The organism is Acidomonas methanolica (assembly GCF_004346035.1).
Classification (GTDB): Bacteria; Pseudomonadota; Alphaproteobacteria; order Acetobacterales; family Acetobacteraceae; genus Acidomonas; species Acidomonas methanolica.
Genome location: NZ_SLZN01000002.1, coordinates 118,401 through 138,408 on the forward strand (window position 1 = coordinate 118,401; position 20,008 = coordinate 138,408).

19 protein-coding genes are annotated in these 20,008 nt (G+C 66.7%); 8 read left to right on the forward strand and 11 right to left on the reverse strand.

Annotated elements, in window-relative coordinates; translation table 11 throughout:
- Nucleotides 1-101: 101 nt before the first annotated feature.
- Both EDC31_RS02350 and EDC31_RS02355 read right to left on the reverse strand, forming a co-directional pair.
- Nucleotides 102-1,109, reverse strand: a complete 1,008-nt coding sequence (locus tag EDC31_RS02350) for a ribonucleotide-diphosphate reductase subunit beta (protein ID WP_042057724.1) — start codon at nt 1,107-1,109, stop codon at nt 102-104.
- A 40-nt stretch (nt 1,110-1,149) separates the two neighbouring features.
- Nucleotides 1,150-3,033 carry a ribonucleoside-diphosphate reductase subunit alpha gene (locus EDC31_RS02355; protein ID WP_252349628.1) on the reverse strand — a complete coding sequence of 628 codons (1,884 nt, stop codon included), beginning with the start codon at nt 3,031-3,033 and terminating at the stop codon, nt 1,150-1,152.
- Nucleotides 3,034-3,563: 530 nt separating this feature from the next.
- On the opposite strand from EDC31_RS02355, the gene EDC31_RS02360 reads away from it, so the two are divergent.
- Nucleotides 3,564-3,992: an OsmC family protein gene (locus EDC31_RS02360; RefSeq protein ID WP_042057726.1), complete on the forward strand. Its 429-nt coding sequence runs from the start codon at nt 3,564-3,566 to the stop codon at nt 3,990-3,992.
- A gap of 9 nt (nt 3,993-4,001) precedes the next feature.
- On the opposite strand, the gene EDC31_RS02365 is transcribed toward EDC31_RS02360, so the two are convergent.
- From EDC31_RS02365 to fabI, 5 genes are all read right to left on the reverse strand, one after another.
- On the reverse strand, nt 4,002-4,901 hold the full coding sequence (locus EDC31_RS02365; RefSeq protein WP_042057728.1) for a hypothetical protein: 900 nt from the start codon (nt 4,899-4,901) through the stop codon (nt 4,002-4,004).
- Nucleotides 4,898-5,773, reverse strand: coding sequence for an ABC transporter ATP-binding protein (locus EDC31_RS02370; protein WP_042057731.1), 876 nt, complete (start codon nt 5,771-5,773; stop codon nt 4,898-4,900). The genes EDC31_RS02365 and EDC31_RS02370 overlap by 4 nt, the downstream gene beginning before the upstream one ends.
- Nucleotides 5,770-6,132, reverse strand: coding sequence for a GntR family transcriptional regulator (locus EDC31_RS02375; RefSeq protein WP_042057733.1), 363 nt, complete (start codon nt 6,130-6,132; stop codon nt 5,770-5,772). Before EDC31_RS02375 ends, EDC31_RS02370 begins: the two co-directional genes overlap by 4 nt.
- 144 nt (nt 6,133-6,276) lie before the next feature.
- Entirely contained in the window at nt 6,277-7,383 is a 1,107-nt protein-coding gene (aroC, locus tag EDC31_RS02380) for a chorismate synthase (RefSeq protein WP_042057735.1), read from the reverse strand.
- A gap of 15 nt (nt 7,384-7,398) precedes the next feature.
- Complete coding sequence (gene fabI / locus EDC31_RS02385; protein WP_042057737.1) at nt 7,399-8,241, reverse strand: enoyl-ACP reductase FabI; 843 nt, start codon at nt 8,239-8,241, stop codon at nt 7,399-7,401.
- Nucleotides 8,242-8,463: 222 nt separating this feature from the next.
- On the opposite strand from fabI, the gene pdxH reads away from it, so the two are divergent.
- The 6 genes from pdxH to EDC31_RS02415 all read left to right on the forward strand — a co-directional run bounded on the left by pdxH (nt 8,464) and on the right by EDC31_RS02415 (nt 14,628).
- A complete protein-coding gene (gene pdxH / locus EDC31_RS02390) occupies nt 8,464-9,090 on the forward strand; it encodes a pyridoxamine 5'-phosphate oxidase (RefSeq protein WP_081797524.1) in 627 nt (208 codons plus the stop codon).
- A 42-nt stretch (nt 9,091-9,132) separates the two neighbouring features.
- On the forward strand, nt 9,133-10,020 hold the full coding sequence (locus EDC31_RS02395; protein WP_042057740.1) for a universal stress protein: 888 nt from the start codon (nt 9,133-9,135) through the stop codon (nt 10,018-10,020).
- A gap of 114 nt (nt 10,021-10,134) precedes the next feature.
- The gene (locus EDC31_RS02400; RefSeq protein ID WP_052511825.1) at nt 10,135-12,090 is read left to right on the forward strand and encodes a glycosyltransferase N-terminal domain-containing protein; all 1,956 of its coding nucleotides are present in this window, start codon (nt 10,135-10,137) and stop codon (nt 12,088-12,090) included.
- The gene (gene lpxK / locus EDC31_RS02405; protein ID WP_042057742.1) at nt 12,087-13,085 is read left to right on the forward strand and encodes a tetraacyldisaccharide 4'-kinase; all 999 of its coding nucleotides are present in this window, start codon (nt 12,087-12,089) and stop codon (nt 13,083-13,085) included. The genes EDC31_RS02400 and lpxK overlap by 4 nt, the downstream gene beginning before the upstream one ends.
- On the forward strand, nt 13,085-14,017 hold the full coding sequence (locus EDC31_RS02410; protein ID WP_042057744.1) for a lysophospholipid acyltransferase family protein: 933 nt from the start codon (nt 13,085-13,087) through the stop codon (nt 14,015-14,017). Before lpxK ends, EDC31_RS02410 begins: the two co-directional genes overlap by 1 nt.
- Nucleotides 14,018-14,253: 236 nt before the next feature.
- Nucleotides 14,254-14,628: a hypothetical protein gene (locus tag EDC31_RS02415; RefSeq protein ID WP_042057746.1), complete on the forward strand. Its 375-nt coding sequence runs from the start codon at nt 14,254-14,256 to the stop codon at nt 14,626-14,628.
- Between the two features lie 18 nt (nt 14,629-14,646).
- Here the strand turns inward: EDC31_RS02415 and EDC31_RS02420 are convergent, their stop codons facing one another.
- Nucleotides 14,647-15,939, reverse strand: a complete 1,293-nt coding sequence (locus tag EDC31_RS02420) for a penicillin-binding protein activator (protein WP_239641621.1) — start codon at nt 15,937-15,939, stop codon at nt 14,647-14,649.
- 98 nt (nt 15,940-16,037) lie between these two features.
- Between EDC31_RS02420 and rsmI the strand changes: the two genes are divergently transcribed.
- Nucleotides 16,038-16,991 carry a 16S rRNA (cytidine(1402)-2'-O)-methyltransferase gene (gene rsmI / locus EDC31_RS02425; protein WP_081797525.1) on the forward strand — a complete coding sequence of 318 codons (954 nt, stop codon included), beginning with the start codon at nt 16,038-16,040 and terminating at the stop codon, nt 16,989-16,991.
- Here rsmI and EDC31_RS02430 read toward each other — a convergent pair whose 3' ends face one another.
- From EDC31_RS02430 to EDC31_RS02440, 3 genes are read right to left on the reverse strand one after another with little or no spacing between them, the layout of a single operon-like run.
- Nucleotides 16,992-17,630, reverse strand: a complete 639-nt coding sequence (locus tag EDC31_RS02430; protein ID WP_239641622.1) for a LolA family protein — start codon at nt 17,628-17,630, stop codon at nt 16,992-16,994.
- Nucleotides 17,631-17,644: 14 nt separating this feature from the next.
- Entirely contained in the window at nt 17,645-18,601 is a 957-nt protein-coding gene (gene mbfA, locus EDC31_RS02435) for an iron exporter MbfA (protein ID WP_042057750.1), read from the reverse strand.
- Nucleotides 18,602-19,984: a glutamate--cysteine ligase gene (locus EDC31_RS02440; RefSeq protein WP_042057752.1), complete on the reverse strand. Its 1,383-nt coding sequence runs from the start codon at nt 19,982-19,984 to the stop codon at nt 18,602-18,604. It abuts the gene before it with no gap.
- Between the last annotated feature and the right edge of the window lie 24 nt (nt 19,985-20,008).

Here is a 20,008-nt window from a genome sequence, read left to right on the forward strand (position 1 = left end):
CCGAGGTTCTTCTTTTTCTGAAGAAAAGAAGCAAAATACTTTTGATACTTTGACTACGGAGTCTCATTGAGAGACTCCGTAGTCGAGTCGCAAATGCAGATTTACTCGAAAACGCTCGCCTCGAAGGCTTCCTCCCATGTCCCGCTCGTCGAGGCGCGCGAATATTCCGTGGCGCGGTTCTCGAAGAAATTGGCGTGCTCGACGGCATTGAGGAGATTATCCAGCCAGGGCAGTGGATTTTCCTCGATCTCGTAGATCGGATCGAGCCCGAGCTGCGTCATCCGGCGATCGGCGATGAAGCGGATATACTGCTTGACCTCCGCGGCCGTCAGACCGTCCACCGGGCCCATCTCGAAGGCGAGGTCGATAAACGCGTCCTCATGCTCGATGGTCGTGCGGCAGATCCAGGCGATCTCGTCACGGAAATCCTGCGTCCAGATTTCCGGATTTTCCCGCACGAAGGTGCGGAAGAGACGGATCATGGAAAGGCAATGCAGCGTCTCGTCCCGCACCGACCAGGTCACGATCTGCCCCATGCCCTTCATCTTGTTGAAGCGCGGAAAATTCAGCAGGATCGCGAAAGACGCGAAGAGTTGCAGCCCCTCCATGAACGCGCCGAAGGCCGCCATGGTCTTGGCGATCTCCCGCTTGTTGGCGATGCTGAAGGACTGCATGAAATCGTATTTGTCCTTCATCTCCTTGTATTTCAGGAAGGCAGAATACTCCGTTTCCGGCATGCCGATCGTATCGAGGAGATGCGAATAGGCGGCGATATGCACCGTCTCGATATTCGAGAAGGCGGAAAGCATCATCAGCACTTCGGTCGGTTTGAAAACCTGGCTGTAATACTTCATATAGGCCGAGTTCACCTCGACATCCGACTGGGTGAAGAAGCGGAAGATCTGCGTCACGAGATGCCGCTCACCCTCGGTCAGCGTGCGGTGCCAGTCCTTCACGTCATCGGCGAGCGGCACCTCCTCCGGCAACCAGTGGACACGCTGCTGGGTCAGCCACGCGTCATAGGCCCACGGGTAGCGGAACGGCTTGTAGACCGGATTGGCGGTCATCAGGTCGAGATGTTCGAGATCCTTGGCGATATCGTCACTCATCGGCGCGTCTCCGGTCCAAATCCAAACAAACAGGCTTCTGTCACTGGCAAGCGAGGCATTCCTCGTAATCTGGGCCGCCACCGGGCTTCTTCTCTGCCGCCGCCGGCATGGCTTCGTCCTCAGCCATGATGTCGTGTTTGACCGCCTTGTCGCTGACGGTGTCCGCGCGCTGCACGGAAAGGGAGCGGCAGTAATAGAGAGATTTCACCCCGCGCTTCCAGGCCAGCATGTGAATCTGGTGCAGGTCGCGCTTATGCACGTCGGCGGGCAGGAAGAGGTTGATCGACTGCGCCTGGCAGATGAAGGGCGCGCGATCGGCCGCATGTTCCACGATCCAGCGCTGATCCAGTTCGAACGCCGTCTTGAACACGTCCTTTTCCTCCTGAGTGAGGAAATCCAGATGCTGGACCGACCCCTTGCTGAGCGTGATCGAGGACCATACCGCGTCGGTGTTCCGGCCCTTTTCCTCCAGCAGCTTCAGCAGATGACGGTTGCGCACGGTAAAGGAGCCTGAGAGCGTCTTCTGGAGGAAGACATTCGCGGCGATCGGCTCGATTCCCGGGCTCGCATTGCCCGCAATGATGGAGATCGAGGCCGTCGGCGCGATCGCCAGCTTGTGGGAGAACCGCTCCATGATGCCGTATTCCTCGGCGTCCGGGCACGGGCCGCGCAATTCCGCCAGATGCCGGGACGCGGCATCCGCCTGCGCGCGGATCTGCTGGAAAATCTTCCTGTTCCAGACCTTCGCCATCACGGATTCGAACGGAATCCCGCGCGCCTGAAGGAAGGAATGGAAGCCCATCACGCCGAGGCCGACCGAGCGTTCGCGCGCCGCGGCGTATTTGGCGCGGGCCATGTCGTCCGGCGCGCGGTCGATGAAATCCTGAAGCACGTTGTCGAGGAACAGCAGCACATCCTCGATGAAGCGCGGCTCGTCCTTCCATTCGTCCCAGGTCTCGAGGTTGAGCGAGGACAGGCAGCACACCGCCGTGCGGTTCTGCCCGAGATGGTCGAGCCCGGTCGGCAGGGTGATCTCGGCGCAGAGATTGGAGGTCTTGACCTCGAGCCCCGCCAGCTTGTGGTGCTCGGGGCGGGCGCGGTTCACATGGTCGGAATAGATGATATAGGGCTCGCCCTGTTCCATCCGCGCCGTCAGCAGGCGAATCCACAACCCCCGCGCGGAGACCGAGCGGATCACCGACATGTCCTTGGGCGAGCGCAGCCCCCATTCCTCGTCCCGCTCGACCGCGCGCATGAAATCGTCCGTGACCAGCACGCCGTGATGCAGGTTCAGCGCCTTGCGGTTCGGGTCGCCGCCGGTCGGGCGGCGCATCTCGATGAATTCCTCCACCTCCGGATGCCAGATCGGCAGATAGACCGCCGCCGAGCCGCGCCGCAACGAACCCTGCGAGATGGCGAGGGTCAGGCTGTCCATCACACGGATGAAAGGGATGACGCCCGAAGTCTTGCCGTTCTTGCCGACATTCTCCCCGATGGAGCGCAGATTGCCCCAGTACGAGCCGATGCCGCCGCCCTTGGAAGCGAGCCAGACATTCTCGTTCCACAGATCGACGATGCCGCGCAGCGAGTCGTCCGCCTCGTTCAGGAAGCAGGAAATCGGCAGCCCGCGCGTCGTGCCGCCATTCGACAGAACCGGGGTGGCGGGCATGAACCAGAGCTTCGAGATATAATCGTAAAGCCGCTGGGCATGCGCCGCATCCGCCCCGTAATAGGAGGCGACGCGGCCGAACAGGTCCTGATAGCGCTCGCCGGGCAGGAGATAGCGGTTGTCCAGTGTCGCCTTGCCGAAATCCGTCAGCAGCGAATCGCGCGCATGATCGACACGGACCGGATGATGGCCTTCAAGCTGCACGACGCTGTCGAACAGCTCGGGCTCGGCGACGTCCGGCCCGGCGACGCCCAGTTCGGGAACAGCCTCCGGCACCGGCGCGTCCGTGACCTCGGAGCGCAGCGTTTCTCCTGACGGAGAAGAGCTTACGGACACGTCCTGTTCCGGAGCACGCTCAGTCACCGATCCTTCATAGAGGCTCACGCATCGTCTCCCAGAACTTTTTCAACGGTTTTCGCCAACAGGCCGCCCCTCGAAAGAGCCTCGCCCGATCCCCGATCCGCCCTCTTCATGGAAGGCATTTTCTTGCAGCACAAGGCTTGTATCATGCGACATTTAGTGATTACGCCGCCCCTGCACCCCTACATATTGTGATGGAAGCGTCAGCGCGTCTGTTTTCTCTAACGCTATCGGCGTCGCTTCCGCACGTTAAAAATGACTGTTCCGTCCAGAAAAATTCCTCCGCATGGCCAGGCGCGAGTCGCGCTCAAATGGCAACATGCGATGCAAATCGTAAACAGACGATGAACAATCCCCTCCCTCCCGCGTTCGCTCCGGCGAAGGGAGCGAAGAATCTCGCTCCTCAGGACCGGCAGGAGTCTCGCATGACCATCAAGAAAACCGCCTCGGCGCATTGGAGCGGGGGTCTCAAGGACGGCAAGGGCACGATCTCGACCCAGAGCGGCGCGCTGAAGGACCAGCCCTACGGGTTCAACACCCGCTTCGAGGAAACGCATGGCACGAATCCGGAAGAACTGATCGGCGCGGCCCATGCGGGCTGCTTCACCATGGCGCTCTCGCTCATCCTTGGCGAGGCGGGATTCACCGCCACCGCCCTCGACACCAAGGCCACCGTCTCGCTCGACAGGCAGGATGACGGCTTCGCGATCACCAAAATCCATCTCGACCTGACCGGCACCGTCCCGGGCGCGGATCAGGCGAAGTTCGAGGAGCTGGCGGGGAAGGCCAAGGCCGGCTGTCCCGTCTCCAAGCTGTTCAGGGCCGAGATCACGCTGAGCGCCAGACTGGTCTGAAAACGGCGGCTATAACAGCGTCTGACGGCGGCGTATTTCCACGGCGCCGCCGGTCATCAGCAGCCCGGCTCCGAGTCCTATCCAGAGGCCGGGCGCGCTGATGCCGTATGCGCCGGAGGCAAGCGCGGCCGCGTTGACCCGAAGCGGCATGCCGGACAGACCCACCGACGTCCCGTGCGTCACGATCTCGAGATTGCCGGCCATGAAAGGCAGAATCGGGCGGAAATGGCCGAGAACGAGCCGGGCCGCATGGCCGGTGCCGAAGGTCATGTACTCCAGGACGATCACGGCCAAGGGCAGGCCGAACGCCCAGAGAAACGGCGAGCGTCTGGCCGCCGCGGACACCAGCAGCAGCCATCCCCAAAGCGGAAACATCCAGAGGAACAGCAGCAGGGTCGCGCCTGTCTGAAACACCGCCTCGCCCGGCAGATGCGCCAGAGCGAGACCCGGACGCCCTCCCAGCAGCATGGAGAACATGATCAGCAGCAGGCAGGCGACCGCCGCGCAGATCATCGCGAACAGGGGCAGCACGAGAATGATGACCAGCATCTTCGCCGCGACCGCCATCGCGTCCGAGACGGGCATGGATTTCCAGAACAGCAACGATCGGTCACGCGCTTCGTTGTGCAAGGCGCCGAGACCATAAACGATTCCCGCCAGAATCGCCGCGGCGATCGCCGGACGGGTGCAGGAGGTGAGCAATGTGCCGGAATCGACATGAAAACCGCCCGTCACGTCCGCCCGGCCCCGCAAGACCATGACGGCGATCACCAGAAAGGCCAACGGAAGGAGCGCGGCCGCCAAGGCGGGCACGACCAGCAGGAACCGATTCTCCCATAATTCCCGCCGCATCGACCAGAACAGCACCTGCCCCCGGGAGCGGGACGCCCGCGTCACTGTCGCGCTCATCGCTCCGTCTCCTGTCGCTGCGTGCGCTCCTTGCCGAGCAGCACCAGAAAGAGATCCGCAAGTCCCGGACGCCGTATTTCGCCCAACGGCTCCAGCCGCTCCCGCGCAACCCCGTCGAACACCATCACGCTCAGCCCCATCAGCAGATGCTCATGCACCGGCCCCAGCGCCCGGGCCGCTTCCACGGCGTCGAGGCGCGGACGCAATTCGACGAAACGCCGCTCGATCTCCTCGATCGACCCGTCCAGCACGATGCGCCCCCGGTCGATGAAGATCGCATCCGTCAGGATGTCCTGAATTTCCTCGACCTGATGGGTGGTGACGAGAATCGTCCGGTCATGGTCGAAATAGTCGTTGAGCAGGGAGATGTAGAAGTCCCGCCGATAGAGGATATCCAGCCCCAGAGTCGGCTCGTCGAGCACCAGCAGCTTCGCATCGACCGCCATGATGAGCGCGAGATGCAATTGCGTGACCATGCCTTTCGACAATTCCCGCACGCGGGACGTTCTGCCGATATCGGTGCGGGCGAGAAAGCCCTCCGCCTTCGCCCGGTCGAAACGCGGGTGAACGCCCTCGACATAATCCAGCGCCTGCCACACCCGCATCCAGCGCGGCAGGACGGCCACATCCGCGATGAAGCACACATCCCGCATCAGCGCCGTCCGCTCCCGCCACGGATCGCGCCCCAGCACTTTCAGCTCACCCTCGAAGGAGACCAGCCCGAGAATGGCCTCCAGCGTGGTCGTCTTGCCCGCGCCGTTGGGGCCGATCAGCCCGACGATGCGGCCCGGCGGAATCGTCAGGTCGATCCCGTCCACGGCGACCTTGCCGCGATAGCGCTTCCGCAGCCCCCGCGCCTCGATGCAGGTCATGACCTCTCCTCCCCGTCCCGCAACAAGGTCTCGACATCGAGCCCGAGCCGGCGGATCGTGGCGCGGATCTCCGGCCAGCGCCCGCTCAGGAACTGCTCCCGCTCACGCCGGCGCAACCGCCCGACGGCCCCGGCCGCCACGAACAGGCCGAGCCCGCGCCGCTTCTCGACCAGCCCTTCTTCCGCCAGTTCCTGATACGCCTTCATGACGGTCAGCGGATTGACCTGACATTCCGCCGCCACCTGCCGCACCGAGGGAAGCGCCTCCCCCTCGCCCAGCCGTCCTTCGAGCATCATCGCGACCACCCGGTCCCGCAACTGCCGGTAGATCGGCTGCGTGTCGTTCCACGACCGCTCCATCCCGCACCCCGCTCACTCTCACGCATCTCGGCCATGCTCGTTCTTCCGTAAGACGCCTCGCTCCAGGCGATATGGTGTCTTACATAACTACATCACCGTGGCGACAGCAAGAAATCTTCACGCGAGTCTTCGCCCTGCGCGAAGTCAAAGCGCCGGACGAAGCGCCGGCCAGCCGCATTGCGCGTGATGGCGCAGGAGGTGATCGGCCAGCACGCAGGCCATCATGGCTTCGGCCACGGGAACGGCGCGGATGCCGATGCAGGGATCATGCCGCCCTTTCGTCGTCACCTCGATCTCCTGCCCCTCGCGATTGACCGAGGGAACCGGAACGAGGATCGAGCTTGTGGGCTTGATCGCAAAACGCGCCACGACGGGCTGGCCGGTGGAAATCCCGCCGAGAATCCCGCCCGCGTGATTGCTCTCGAAACGAACCGTCCCGCCGCTCATCCGCATCGGATCGGCATTCTGCTCCCCGCGCAGACCGGCGACCGCGAACCCGTCGCCGATCTCCACGCCCTTCACGCCGTTGATGCCCATCAGAGCCGCCGCCAGATCGGAATCCAGCTTGGCATAGATCGGCGCGCCAAGCCCGGGCGGCACGCCTTCGGCCACCACCTCCACGACCCCGCCGATGGACGAACCCTCCTTGCGGATAACGGTGAGCAACGTCTCCCAGGCATCGACCATGCCCGGATCGGGGCAGAAGAACGGGTTGCGCGCCACCTCGCTCCAGTCCCAGCGCGCGCGGTCCACGGCGATGTCGCCCATCCGCACGAGCGCCGCCCGGATCGTCACGCTCTCGCCCAGCAGCACCGCCAGCAGTTTCCGCGCCACCGCTCCCGCCGCGACCCGCATCGCGGTCTCGCGCGCCGAGGACCGGCCGCCGCCGCGATAATCCCGATGCCCGTATTTCAGATCATAGGTCACATCCGCATGACCGGGGCGATAGCGCGTGGCGATCTCGGCATAGTCCTTGGACCGCTGATCCGTATTCCGGATTTCGAGCGCGATCGGCGTGCCGGTCGTCCTGCCTTCGAAGACGCCGGACAGAATCCGCACCTCGTCCGCCTCGCGACGCTGGGTCGTGAATTTCGACTGGCCGGGCCTGCGCAGATCCAGCCAGGGCTGGATGTCAGCCTCGGACAGGGCGAGCCCCGGCGTACAGCCGTCGATCACGCAGCCGATGGCCGGGCCGTGGCTCTCTCCCCACGTCGTCACACGGAAGAGATGGCCGAAGCTGTTATGCGACATGACGGCGCGCCGCGCTCATTCGCCAGGTGACACGACGCTGATATCCGGCGCGGCCGGGTTCTTCATGCCGACGAGATGGTAGCCGCAATCGACGTGATGCACCTCGCCCGTGACGCCCGAGGAGAGACCGGACAGGAAATAGAGCCCGGCCCCGCCGACATCGGCGAGCGACACGTTCCGCTCCAGCGGCGCGTTCAGCTGGTTCCAGCGCAGGATGTAGCGGAAATCGCCGATACCATTGGCCGCCAGCGTCATGATCGGGCCGGCGGAGATGGCGTTCACACGAATATTATCGCTTCCCAGATCGGCGGCCATGTAGCGCACCGACGCCTCGAGCGCCGCCTTGGCCACACCCATGACGTTATAATGCGGCATCACGCGCTCCGCCCCGAGATAGGAGAGGGTCAGCAGCGACCCGCCATCCGGCATGAGGGCGGCCGCATGCTTCCCGACCACCGTGAAAGAGAAGCAGGAAATCTCCATCGCCTTGAGGAAGGCGTCCCGCGGCGTATCCAGATACCGCCCGCGCAGATACTGCTTGTCCGCCCAGCCGATCGCGTGGACGAGGAAGTCTATCTTCCCCCATTCCTTCCTGATTTCGGCGAAAGTCGCCTCGATCGCCGCGTCGTCCCCGACGTCGCACGGCAGCACCAGCGTCGAGCCGACACTCGCCGCCAGGGGAAGCACGCGCTTGCCCAGCGCCTCGCCCTGATAGGTGAAGGCGAGTTCCGCTCCCTGCGCCGCGCAGGCGGCCGCGATGGCCCAGGCGATGGAGCGGTCATTGGCGACACCCATGATAAGCCCGCGCTTTCCTGCCATGAGCGAGCCTTTGGGCGGATCGGACAGCGAGCCGGACATGAGAAATTCCCCCGATGACGTCAGATGTGCCGGATCAAGGCGGCCGGCAGGGTTCGACGAGAATAAAACTTCCCGTCCCTCGCACAAGCGCGCGCGGCAAACAAGAGCGCGCCGGAGAGTTTTGCGCGGGCGGAGAACGGCATATGATCGCGCATGCGCTCGGGACCGCTCCGGCCGCCCGGAGCGCATGCCCCGGAAGATATGCCAAGGAGGTTCGCGCGGATGACGGATAGAGCAGCTTCTCCCCTCATCGACCTTGCGGCCGATCCGTTCGACCTTTTCGCCGCCTGGATGCGGGAGGCGGAGGCGACGGAATCCATCGACCCCAACGCCATGGCGCTCGCCACGGCGACGCCGGACGGCCGTCCCTCCGTCCGCATGATCCTGCTCAAGGGCGCGGACCGTCGCGGATTCGTGTTCTATACGAATCTCGAAAGCCGGAAGGGCCACGAACTGCTCGTCAATCCGCATGTCGCCCTGCTCTTTCACTGGAAGAGCCTCCGGCGGCAGATTCGCATCGAAGGCCCGGTCTCGCCCGTCACGCCCGAGGAAGCGGACGTGTATTTCGCCAGCCGCAGCCGGGAGTCGCGCATCGGGGCCGTCGCCTCGGATCAGTCCCGCCCGCTTCCCGACCGCGCGCTGTTCGAACGCCGCGTCGCCGAAGTGCGGGAACAGGTCGGCGACGGGCCGATTCCGCGCCCCGCGCACTGGTCCGGCTTCCGCTGCCGCCCTGAAATGATGGAATTCTGGCAGGACCGCCCCCACCGGATGCATGATCGCGCCACATGGACCCGTAACGACGCCGTGACCGGCGGAGATACGTGGCGCGTGACGCGTCTTTATCCCTGATCCTCCCACATGTCGCTTCCGGCACCAGCAGGACCTCGCCCCATGCCGAACGAAATCCGCAGGATTCTTTTGCCGCTCAATTGCGGTCAGATCATCGAGCCCGCTCTGGATGTCGGCCTGCGTCTTGCCCGCGCCTTTCATGCGCATCTCGCGGCCGTGCTGATCGGCGACGACCCGACCGAGACGGCAACCCTCGCCGGAGAAGGGCTTTCCGGCGCGATGATCAACGACATGATCGTCAATGCCGAGCATGAAGCCCAGCGCAGGCTGCTCCAGACCCGCCTCGCCTTCAACCAGTTCCTGGCAACCCACGATATCGCCTGGACGGGGCAGGACCCCTCTCCCGCAACCGCCGAGGACGCGCGGGTGACGACGAGTCTCGACGTGCTGTCCGACTCCCGGCTGGAGCAGATCACCTGGCTCGCGCGGCTCTCCGACCTCACGCTGATTCCCCATCTGGATAGCGGGGACGACCCCCGCGCCTCGGAAACCCTCCATGCGGCGCTGTTCGACAGCGGCCGCCCGGTGATCATCGCGCCTCCCGCGATACCGGAGACACTGGGACGGCGCATCTGCATCGCCTGGAACGGCACTGCGGAAGCGGCCGTCGCCCTGCGCGCCATTCTCCCTTGCGCGCGGCAGGCGGAGGCCGTCTCCGTGCTGTGCAGCCCCGACTACCAGCGTCGCGGCCCCGAGGGGGAAAAGGCCGTCGAGTATCTCGCCCGGCATGGCGTCAACGCGACGCTGCTCCGCTTCACGCCGCAGGATTGCAGCGTCGGCGTGGCGCTGCTGGGCGCCTGCGCCGATTTCGGAGCGGACATGCTCGCCATGGGCGCCTATTCCCATTCCCGCCTGCGTCAAATGATTCTCGGCGGGGTGACGCGCCATGTCCTCGAACACGCCCCGCTCACCGTCATGATGACGCGCTGAACCGAAGCTTTCCAAGCCGGGTCCGGCGTGCTACCGGCGGCGCGATGCCGCACGCGCCGTCACCTGCCGCTGTCTTGTCCGCGCCATGCGCCGCTTCCCCGTGAGCGCGTTCCCGTGAGCCGTTTCCCCGCGAGACGCTTCATCGACGGTCTGCCCAGCCGCGCCGCACGCGCCTGGCTGGGCCTTGCCCTCCGCACCACGCGCTGGACCGTCACCGGCGCGCCCGCCGCCGTGCCGATCCTGCGACAGGAGAGCGCGCGGCACGGCGCCATCGTCGCATTCTGGCACCATTCCCTGCTGCAACTCGCGGCCCTCTGGCACTGGGTGCGGGACCGCCACTCCCATCTGCATCTGCATGTCGTCGTCAGCCGCAATCGCGACGGACGCCTCCTCGCGGACGCCATCGCCCCATGGGGGATCGTCGGCATCGCCGGATCGAGCGCCCGCAAAGGCAAGGAGAAGGGCGGATCGCGCGCCTTCCGTCAGGCGCTCACGGTGCTGAAAGACGGCTGCATGCTCGCCATCACGCCCGACGGCCCGCGCGGTCCCGCCCGTGTCGTGCAGCCCGGCGTCGTCGCGCTTTCCCGCCTGGCGCACCGTCCTGTCGTGCCGGTCGGCGCGGCCTGCCATGCCCTTCGCCTGCCGAGCTGGGATCGTCTGGCCATCCCCCTCCCCTTCGGGCGCGGCGAGATCGTCCTGGCTCCCCCGCTCGACCCTCCCGCCAGCACCGAAGATCTCGCCGCCGCCCTGAACGCCGCGCAGGCCGAGGCCGAGCGCCGCCACGCCACCTCCGGCTGGAGTGCTCCGGAACGGCTCTGGGCGCTCCTGGGCACGCTTCTGGCTCCGGCGCTGATCGTGATGCTGCGCATCCGCCTCGCACGCGGACGGGAGCTGGAAGACAGGCTGCGCGAACGCCTCGGGCTGACGCGCGTCCGGCGTCCGCGCGGCGCGCTGCTCTGGGTCCATGCCGCGAGCGTGGGCGAATGCCGGTCCGCCCTGCCGCTGATCGACGCGCTGCTGGAACTGCGCCCCGGCCTGTCCGTCCTCATGACCACCGCAACGGTGACGGGCGCGGGAATCGCCGCCGCCCATTTCGCAGCGTCCCCGCCGGAGCGCGCGGCGCGGCTGCGGCATCAGTTCATTCCCTATGACGTGCCGCGCTGGAGCCGCCGCTTCCTGAACCGCTGGCGGCCCGATGCGGCGCTTTTCGTCGAAAGCGAGATCTGGCCGGGGCTGATCGCCGCCTGCGACCGGCGCGGCATCCCGGTCGCGATCGTGAACGGCCGCCTTTCCGATCGCTCGGCCCGGCGCTGGGCGCGGCTGAAGCGCCTCGCCACGCGGCTCTACGGGAGACTGTCCTTCGTCGCGGCGCGCGGCGCGGAGGATGCCGCGCGCTTCCGGACGCTCGGCGTGCGCGAATGCACGGAATATGGCGATCTCAAACAGGCGGCCCCGCCGCCGCCCGTTCCGCAGGACGCCATGGCGGAATTGCGCGCCGCCATCGGCGCCCGCCCGGTGCTGCTGGCGGCCTCCACCCACCCCGGCGAGGAGGAGATGATCGCCGAAGCCGCCCGGCTGTTGCGCGAGACACGGCCCGACCTGCTCTGCATCATCGCGCCGCGCCATCCCGTTCGCGCCGGGGAGATCGCCGCCGGTCTCGGCCATCCGCCCCGCCGCTCACAAGGGAGGCTTCCCGGTCGAAGCGATTCACTCTACCTCGCCGATACGCTGGGCGAACTCGGGCTGCTCTACCGACTCGCCACCGTCGCATGGCTGGGCAACGCGCATCGGCCGCCCGGCGGCGGCCACAACCCCTACGAGCCCGTCCGCCTGGGCGTGCCGCTCGCCACGGGACCGCATATCGACAATTTCCGTCCCGCCTTCGCCCGGCTGGCAGGGCATGTCGCCGTCACCCATGATGCGGGCGCGCTGGCCGACTGGGCCGGACCGCTCCTCGGCGACGCCGCCCGCCGCCGGGAGATCGCGGACGGCGCGCTGAACGCAATCGGCGCGCAGGAGGAGGTTCCTGCCCCACTCCTAACACGGATCGCCCTCATGTTGCCCGCATGAAGATCGGCTTCCCCAGGCTCCGGCCTCCATCTTTCTGGACGACGCCGCAGGTCGGGCTTCCCTCGCGCCTGCTGTCTCCCCTGTCCAACGTGACGGCGGGCGTAAGCGCCTGGCGCGCCTCACGCATGACGACCGCGCATGTCGATGTGCCCGTCATCTGCTGCGGCAATCTCACGATGGGCGGCGCGGGGAAAACGACCCTTGCGCTCGATCTCGTCCGCCTGCTGACCGCGCAAGGCTATCGCCCCCATGTCCTCAGCCGCGGCTATCGCGGCAGCGCGCGTGGCCCGTTGCGGGTCGAGCCGGGGTATCACAGCGCCGCGACGGTGGGCGACGAGCCGCTGCTTCTCGCCCGCGTCGCTCCCACCTGGATCGGGCGGGACCGGGGCGAAACCGCGCGGCTCGCCGTGGCAATGGGGGCCGATTGCCTGGTGATGGATGACGGGCTGCAAAACCTCACCTTGCATCAGGATCTGCGGATCGTGACCATCGACGGCGCGACAGGCTTCGGCAACGGCAAGCTCTTTCCCGCCGGCCCGTTGCGGCAGCTTCCGCGCCAGGGGCTCGCCGCCGCGGGGGCCGCGGTCGTGATCGGACCCGACCGCACGGGCGTCACGGCCCGGATTCCCGGCGGCCTGCCGCTCTTTCACGCCAGGCTGATTCCCGGGCCGGAAATCCGCCGCCTGCAAGGTCGGCGCATCATCGCCTTTGCCGGACTCGCCCGCCCGTCCAAATTCTTCACCACCCTGATCGAGTCGGGCGTGGTTCCCCTGCGCTGCCTCTCTTTCCCCGATCACCATCGCTACACGCGCGCGGATTGCGAGCGTCTGGCACGCTTGCGCCGGGAAGAGGGCGTCACGCTCGTCACCACGGCCAAGGACGCCGTGCGCCTGCCCTTCTGGCTGCACGAGCAGGTGACGGTGATTTCCGTCGAGCTGCTCTGGTCGGAGCCTGACGCCCCGTACCGGCTGCTCGATCTGCTGCGCTCCGCCTGATGCCCGATCGCGACCCCGCCCGCCCCCGGTTCATCCATTATCTGGAAGCCGCGGCCGCGCGCGCGGCCCTTGGGTTATTGCGACGCCTGCCGCCCGCGACCGCCTCCAATCTCGGCGGCGCGGTGACACGCATCATCGGCCCGCTCCTTCCCGTTTCCCGCGTCGCGGAGCGCAATCTGCGCCTCGCCCTGCCGGAGCTGGACGCCACCGCCCGCCGCCGGATCGTCCGGCAGGTCTGGGACAATCTCGGCCGCACCGCCGCCGAATTCCCCCATCTCGCCCGGCTGAACGAATGCGAAGGCGACGAATGCGAGGACAACGGGCCGGGCTGGCGCGTCATCAACGCCCATCATCTGCGCGACGTCGCGGCGCTCGATCGCCCCGCCCTCTTCATCTCGGGCCATATCGGCAACTGGGAGGTGCTTCCACCGGCCGTGGCGCGCTACGGGATGCCCTTCGCCTCCTTCTATCGCGCCGCCGCGAATCCCCTGGTGGACAGGCTGATCGCCGACATGCGGCGCGACGCCATGAAGCAGGACGTGCCGAATTTCCCGAAAGGCGCGCTGGGCGCGCGGCAGGCGCTGCGTCATGTCGCGCAGGGCGGCCATCTGGGCATTCTCGCCGACCAGAAGATGAATGACGGGATCGAGGCGCGTTTCTTCGGCCTGCCGGCGATGACCCCCTCCGCCGCCGCGATCTTCGCCCTGCGTCATGATTGCCCGATCGTCACAGGGCGCGTGCGTCGCGTCGGCCCCGCCCGATTCGAGGTCATCGTCGATCAGCCGCTCTTCCCGGATGCGAGCGGGGACCGCGCCGCCGATGTCGCGCGTCTCACACAGGCGATCAACGACCGTCTCGAAGCCGCCATCCGTGCCGAACCCGGCGCATGGCTCTGGCTGCACCGACGTTGGCCAAAACATCTTACACCCTGATTTCAGAAGAAATTTACAATCCCGTTACCTTGCGAGTCATGCAAGGCGGATCGCTTTACCGTTCTGGTATGCATTTCGTGCATGGAAGAAATGTGGTAATGAACCATTGCTTTTTTGCAACAGGGACAAAGCTTTGTGACCAAAAAAGGCAGTTTCGTGAATTTCAGCGTTGTGAGCCGGAACTTCTGTTGGATAGCGTGAGCGACATCGCAGCCCCCAGAACGAGGATCCGACTGATGCCGCAGTTGCTTCCCCTGTCCAGCAGTTACAACGCCGCATGTCGGTCGCGGAATGTCGTTCCGTTCCGCTTGGGGATTCTACCGCGTCACCGGGAATATCTTTCGCGCTGGCTGGATGCCGGGCAGTGCATGGGCATTTTCGACGCGGACATCGCCATTACGCGCCTGCGTGATACGTCCGAGGTGCTGGATCACGTGCTGATCTGGGTGCGCGAGAACGCCGACCCGGCCTATATGATTCGTCCTCAAGGCACGCATTGGGTGTTGATCGACCAGATTCGCGGCAACGCGCTCGGCAGCTACAGAAGCTTCGAGCTCGCCCTGCACACGATCCGCCCCGTCCTTCCCCTGAACGAGACGGCCGCCGCCTGAGAAGCCGTTTCCGCGCCGTCAGCTCGGCGTATCCGTCAATGTCCTCGGCGCAGGCTGGGCGATCGAAGCTCCGCCGTCCGGCTGGATGGTGAAGATCGCCAAAGCCCGCGCCACATGCCCGCCGGGCTTCAGGATAAACACCCCGTCCACACCCGCGAAACCATCCTCCCGCATGAGCGAGGCAGGCGAGAACCTCTCCGGTTGCGCCGCGAGCGCCCCGGCCACGGCCGCCGTGTCATAGGCGACATCCGCCATCGGCGTCGGCGCCAGACCATAGCGACGACGATAGGCCTGCACATAGCTCGCGCGACTCGCGGGGTCCGGCGCCGCGAACCAGGCCCCATGGAGCGCCCCCAGCTTGCTGGCGAAAGCGCCCCATAGGGCGGGGCCCATGATCCGCACCGTCGCGGGATCGATCTTGTCATCCCGCAACGCATTGATGACCGTCGCCAGTTGCAGGCCCGTGTCCCCGAGCAGCAGGGCGTCAAAGGGGGGCGGCGGCACAGGCGCGGAAGCAGCGGACGCCGACGGCCCGGACGTGTCGGGCGTCGCATCAGGCACCGGATTGACCGCGTTGGGCTCCCCCGCAGCGGGAGACGTCGCGGTCTGGGCCGGGCTCTGACCCTGGGCCTGACGCGCCTCGATCGCCGACAGGGTCTTCAACCCGTCCTGAATGCTCGCGGCATCGGACGCATGGTAGACAACATTCGGCGCCACAACCCCGTTCGCCGCGCAGGCAGCGACCAGACCCGCTCCCAGCGCATGGCCGAACGCCGTGTCCGGCAGGAAGGCCGCGAAGGTCTTGCGTCCCTCCGCATGAGCGGCGGCGACCAGACGCGACACCTGCTGGTCCGGCGTCAGCCCCATGACCCACACGCCCTCCCGCGCGCGGGAAGGATCGCTCGTATAGGCCAGTTCCGGAATACCTGCCGCCACGGCGAGGCCCGAGACTTCCGCCGTCTGCCCGGCCGTCAGCGGGCCAAGGAGAATCTGGTCGCCCGCGCCGATCGCCGCCCGCGCCGCCGCCGCCGCGCCGCCCGCGCCGTCACTGTCCTTCAGATCGATCTGCGCCGTCTTCTGGGTGGCCGGGACAGCCAGAATCGCGGCATTGGCCATCTGCCGCCCGAGACCCGCATTGCGTCCGCTGAGAGGCAGGAGCAGCCCGATCCGCACCGGCCCTGTTGGAGCGGACTCCGCCGACCCGCTTGTCCCCGTGGCGGACGGCGAGGTGCCCTCGGAGCAGGCCGCCAGCGCCAGCGCCGCCCCCATGGACAGGAGCAGCCCCTTGCGCCGCGCCGCCGCGCCGCGCAAGCAGGAGGAAATCCGGAGCGCCGCGCCAGAGCCGGTCTCCGAGGAACCATCCTGAGAAGCGCCCAAAGACCCACCCAGAGAACCACCCCGAGAATTAAATGTCCGACCCGTCATCGTCTGCTCATGCTCCGTCGTCATCGTCATCCGCACCGGACGCGCCGCCTCCATACGTCAAATCCGCCCCACCCGCGACTCCTGCCGGAAAAGCAGGGCTGCTGAGTCTCGTCGCCACGCCGATCGGCAATCTGGGCGACATCTCGCAGCGCGCGCTGGACACGCTGTCCCATGCGGACCTTATCCTATGCGAAGATACGCGCGTCACCGCCAAATTGCTCCGTCATTTCGGCATCGCGGCCGCGACCCAGACCTTGCACGAACATAACGAAGAAGAACGCATCCCGTTTCTTCTCGGCCGTCTTCGCGAGGGCGCGCGGATCGCGGTGGTGTCCGACGCGGGCATGCCGCTCCTTTCCGATCCCGGTTATCGCCTCGCCCGCGCCGCCATCGCGGCTGGCGTGCAGGTGACAGGCATACCGGGGCCGAACGCCGCCTCGCTCGCCCTCGCCCTCTCCGGCCTGCCGCCCATCCCCTCGCTCTTTCTCGGTTTTCCACCGCCCCGATCCCAGGCGCGCCGCACCGCCTTCGCCACGCTGCGCGCCGCCGAACAGGCCGGGCTGAGCGCCACGCTGATCTGGTATGAGGCGCCGCATCGGCTGGTCGAGACCCTCGCCGATCTGACGGCCGTCTTCGGCGAGGCGCGCCCGGCGGCCGTCGGGCGCGAACTCACCAAGCGATTCGAGGAGATGGTGCGGGGCAGTCTCGCCGATCTGGCCGCGCATTTCGCCGCCATCGAGCCGCGGGGAGAAATCACGCTGCTGCTCGGTCCGCCGCCCGACGGGGATGACGGCGCTGAGACTCTCGACAACCACCTGCGCGCCGCACTGAAAACCCATTCCGTGAAGGACGCCGCGACGCTGGTGGCGGGGTTCGTCAACCTGCCCCGCCGCACCATCTACGCCCGCGCGCTCGAACTGTCGCGGGACGATGCGTGATCACCCGGCATCCTTCGGCAACACGAAGAGCGAGTCAGGCAGCGATTCGGGCGTGGTGATGTCGAAGAGATCGACCTGCGTGTCCCGCCCCTGCGCGTCCCGCACCACCCAGCCGCGCAGGGTCAGCGGCTGCTCGTCGAACATCAGCGTCAGACTGCCCTCGGCGGGCGCGGCACTCCGCACCATGGTCAGGTTGACCCGGCCGCCGACATGGCGCAGCGCCGTCACCGTCACATCGCCGGAAAGCTTGAGATCGGGCCGCAGCAGGAGACCGACCGGCGTGCGATCGACCGGGAGCGTCGTCACCTGACCGAGGTCACGATCCACATAGACGATCTGTCCATCATTGGCGACGAGCAGCAGCGGGCTTGGCTTGTCGTAATCGAAGCGCATCCGGCCGGGACGATCCAGCCATGCCGTCCCCGTACTCCGTTTGCCGTCCGGCGCGATCTGCTGGAACCGCGCCTTGAAGAGCGTCGTCGCCGTCAGCGCATCCTGAATGCGGGCGATCCAGCCCTGATCGGCGGGCGTCAAACGGGCCTGAGGCAGATCCTGGGCCGAACCGACCGTCGCGCTCCCCAAGCTTATGCCCGCGATCGCCAGCACCGCCGGAATCGCCTGTCGAATCGTCCGTCTCACCCTGTTCCTCATCGTCATCCTTGCCCGATCAGCACGCCCGCGGCGAAGACCAGCCCCCCGCCCAGCATGATTTGCAGGATCGCGCTGACGAAGGGCGTATCCTGATATCTCCAGCGAATCCAGGAGATCGCCAGCAATTCGAACACCACCACGGCCGTCGCCGCCAGAACGGCAAGATGGAACGCCGGAATCAGGAAGGGCAAGGTATGGCCGATGCCGCCCCCCATGGTCATCAACCCGCAGATCAGCCCGCGCAACAGCGGCCGCCCGCGTCCGGACAGCTTGCCGTCATCGGCCAGCGCCTCCGCGAAGCCCATCGAAATCCCCGCGCCCACCGAGGCGGCCAGCCCGACGAGAAAGGCGTTCCAGGAATCATGGGTCGCGTACGCCGCCGCGAAGACCGGCGCGAGCGTGGAGACGGACCCGTCCATGAGCCCGACCAGCCCCGGCTGGACGACCTGAAGCACGAAGCGCCGCCGCGCGCTTTCGTCCTCGCGCTCGCCACGCCCGCCGCCCAGCAGATCCGCGCGCAGGATCTGCGCATGATGCAGATGACCGTCCTCCACCACCGCGAGATCGCCCAGCAGCCTGCGCGTCTCCGCGTCGGTGCTGCGCGAGGCCGCCACGCGATAGAAGCGCGCGGCGTCACGCTCCATCTCCTCAGTCTGGTCACGGATCGCGTCGAGCCGCAGCGTCTTCATCCGCCAGGCGGGCAGGCGCATCGGGAACCCCCGGATATCCTGCCGCCTCACCAGCGGGATATGGGCGCCGAAACGCCGGGAGAAGAGGTCGATCAGATTGCGGCGATGACTTTCCTCCTCCGCCGCCATGGCCCGGAAGACCGCCGCGCTGTCGGGATAGTTCTCCGCCAGCATCTGCGCGAAATCGGCGTAGATGCGGCCGTCCTCTTCCTCATTCGCGATGGCGAGCGCGAGGATTTCCCGCTCGCCGAGATCGGAGAGACGCGGCATTCAGATCGCGGCGGCCGCGAAGATCGGCGTCACGTCGCCCTGCCACGCGCCATGATAGAGGGAGAGCCAGTGCTCGGCCTGGGTCGGCCCCCCTTCGGCGATCGCGAAAAGCGGGTCGAGATAACGGTCCTCGCCCAGCCCTCGCGCCGCCAGTCCCTGCGCCGCCAGCGTCACCACGCGCCGCGCCAACGCCCGCAATCCGCCCGGAAAACCTGCCTCCATCGCCCGCGCGGGCACCTCGCCGCGCAGCGTCCGATAGACGTCCCAGGGCTGCTCGCGCACGAGCGCCTCCGCGGCCATGAGCGTCGGCGCGTCATAGAGCAGCCCGACCCAAAGCGCGGATTGCGCCACCATCATGTCCGGCGTGCCCGCGTCGGCCCCCCGCATTTCGAGAAACTGCTTGAGCCGGACATCCGGGAAGACGGTCGTCAGATGATCCTCGAAATCGCCGACCGTCGGCGTCAGCTCTGCCAGAACGCCCGTCTCCCGCCCGTCGAGCCAGGCGCGGAAGGACCGGCCCGCCACGTCGATCAGCGTCCCGTCCCGCACGACGAAATACATGGGCACGTCGAGCACCCACTCCACATAGCGGGCGAAGCCGAATCCGTCCTCGAACACGCATTCCGGCATCCCGCTGCGGGCATTGTCCGTATCCGTCCAGATTCGCGCGCGGTTGGACAGATAGCCGTTCGGACGGCCGTCGCAGAACGGCGAATTGGCGAAAAGCGCGGTCGCCAGCGGTTGAAGCGCGAGCGAAACGCACATCTTGCGCGCCATGTCCGCCTCATCGGCGAAATCCAGATTCACCTGAACCGTGCAGGTCCGCTTCATCATGTCGAGGCCGAGCGCGCCGACTTCCGGCATGTAGCGGCGCATGATCGCATAGCGGCTCTTGGGCATCATCGGCATGGCGTCGCGCGGCCAGAGCGGCTGGAAACCGAGCGGCGCGAAACCCAGCCCGAGCGCCTCGGACGGCGCGCGCAGGGCGGCGAAATGCGCCGCCATCTCGGCGGCCGTCTCATGGAGCGTGGCAAGCGGCGCGCCGGAAAGTTCGAATTGCCCGGCCGGTTCGAGCGAGATGGAGCGCCCCGCCTCGGCCCCGCGCCCCTTCAGCCCGATCAGCGCGCCGCGATCCTCGATCGCCTGCCAGGCCGATCCGTCGTCCAGCAGCGCCCGCAGGATCGCCTCGATCCCGTCCGGACTGTAGGGCGGCGGCGAGAACGGGGTGCGACCCCGCGCCGCCTCGGGGCGGACGAAACCGAATTTCTCGTGCTCCGTGCCGATTCGCCACGCGCTCTCCGGCTTGCAGCCGCGCGACAGCACCTCGACAAGCTGCTCCATGTTTTCAATGGGGTGATCGTTCGTTTCGCCGGGATTGGACATGAACGCGGCAGAGTCCTTCAAAAT

Coding starts and splice junctions, on each gene's coding strand:
- mbfA (WP_042057750.1), bottom strand. CDS start 18,601: ATGCCGCGTCTCTCCGATCTCGGCGAGCGGGAAATCCTCGCGCTCGCC.
- EDC31_RS02410 (WP_042057744.1), top strand. CDS start 13,085: ATGCCCGATCGCGACCCCGCCCGCCCCCGGTTCATCCATTATCTGGAA.
- EDC31_RS02365 (WP_042057728.1), bottom strand. CDS start 4,901: ATGAGCGCGACAGTGACGCGGGCGTCCCGCTCCCGGGGGCAGGTGCTG.
- EDC31_RS02440 (WP_042057752.1), bottom strand. CDS start 19,984: ATGTCCAATCCCGGCGAAACGAACGATCACCCCATTGAAAACATGGAG.
- aroC (WP_042057735.1), bottom strand. CDS start 7,383: ATGTCGCATAACAGCTTCGGCCATCTCTTCCGTGTGACGACGTGGGGA.
- EDC31_RS02350 (WP_042057724.1), bottom strand. CDS start 1,109: ATGAGTGACGATATCGCCAAGGATCTCGAACATCTCGACCTGATGACC.
- fabI (WP_042057737.1), bottom strand. CDS start 8,241: ATGTCCGGCTCGCTGTCCGATCCGCCCAAAGGCTCGCTCATGGCAGGA.
- EDC31_RS02360 (WP_042057726.1), top strand. CDS start 3,564: ATGACCATCAAGAAAACCGCCTCGGCGCATTGGAGCGGGGGTCTCAAG.
- EDC31_RS02375 (WP_042057733.1), bottom strand. CDS start 6,132: ATGGAGCGGTCGTGGAACGACACGCAGCCGATCTACCGGCAGTTGCGG.
- pdxH (WP_081797524.1), top strand. CDS start 8,464: ATGACGGATAGAGCAGCTTCTCCCCTCATCGACCTTGCGGCCGATCCG.
- EDC31_RS02395 (WP_042057740.1), top strand. CDS start 9,133: ATGCCGAACGAAATCCGCAGGATTCTTTTGCCGCTCAATTGCGGTCAG.
- EDC31_RS02415 (WP_042057746.1), top strand. CDS start 14,254: ATGCCGCAGTTGCTTCCCCTGTCCAGCAGTTACAACGCCGCATGTCGG.
- rsmI (WP_081797525.1), top strand. CDS start 16,038: ATGTCCGACCCGTCATCGTCTGCTCATGCTCCGTCGTCATCGTCATCC.
- EDC31_RS02370 (WP_042057731.1), bottom strand. CDS start 5,773: ATGACCTGCATCGAGGCGCGGGGGCTGCGGAAGCGCTATCGCGGCAAG.
- lpxK (WP_042057742.1), top strand. CDS start 12,087: ATGAAGATCGGCTTCCCCAGGCTCCGGCCTCCATCTTTCTGGACGACG.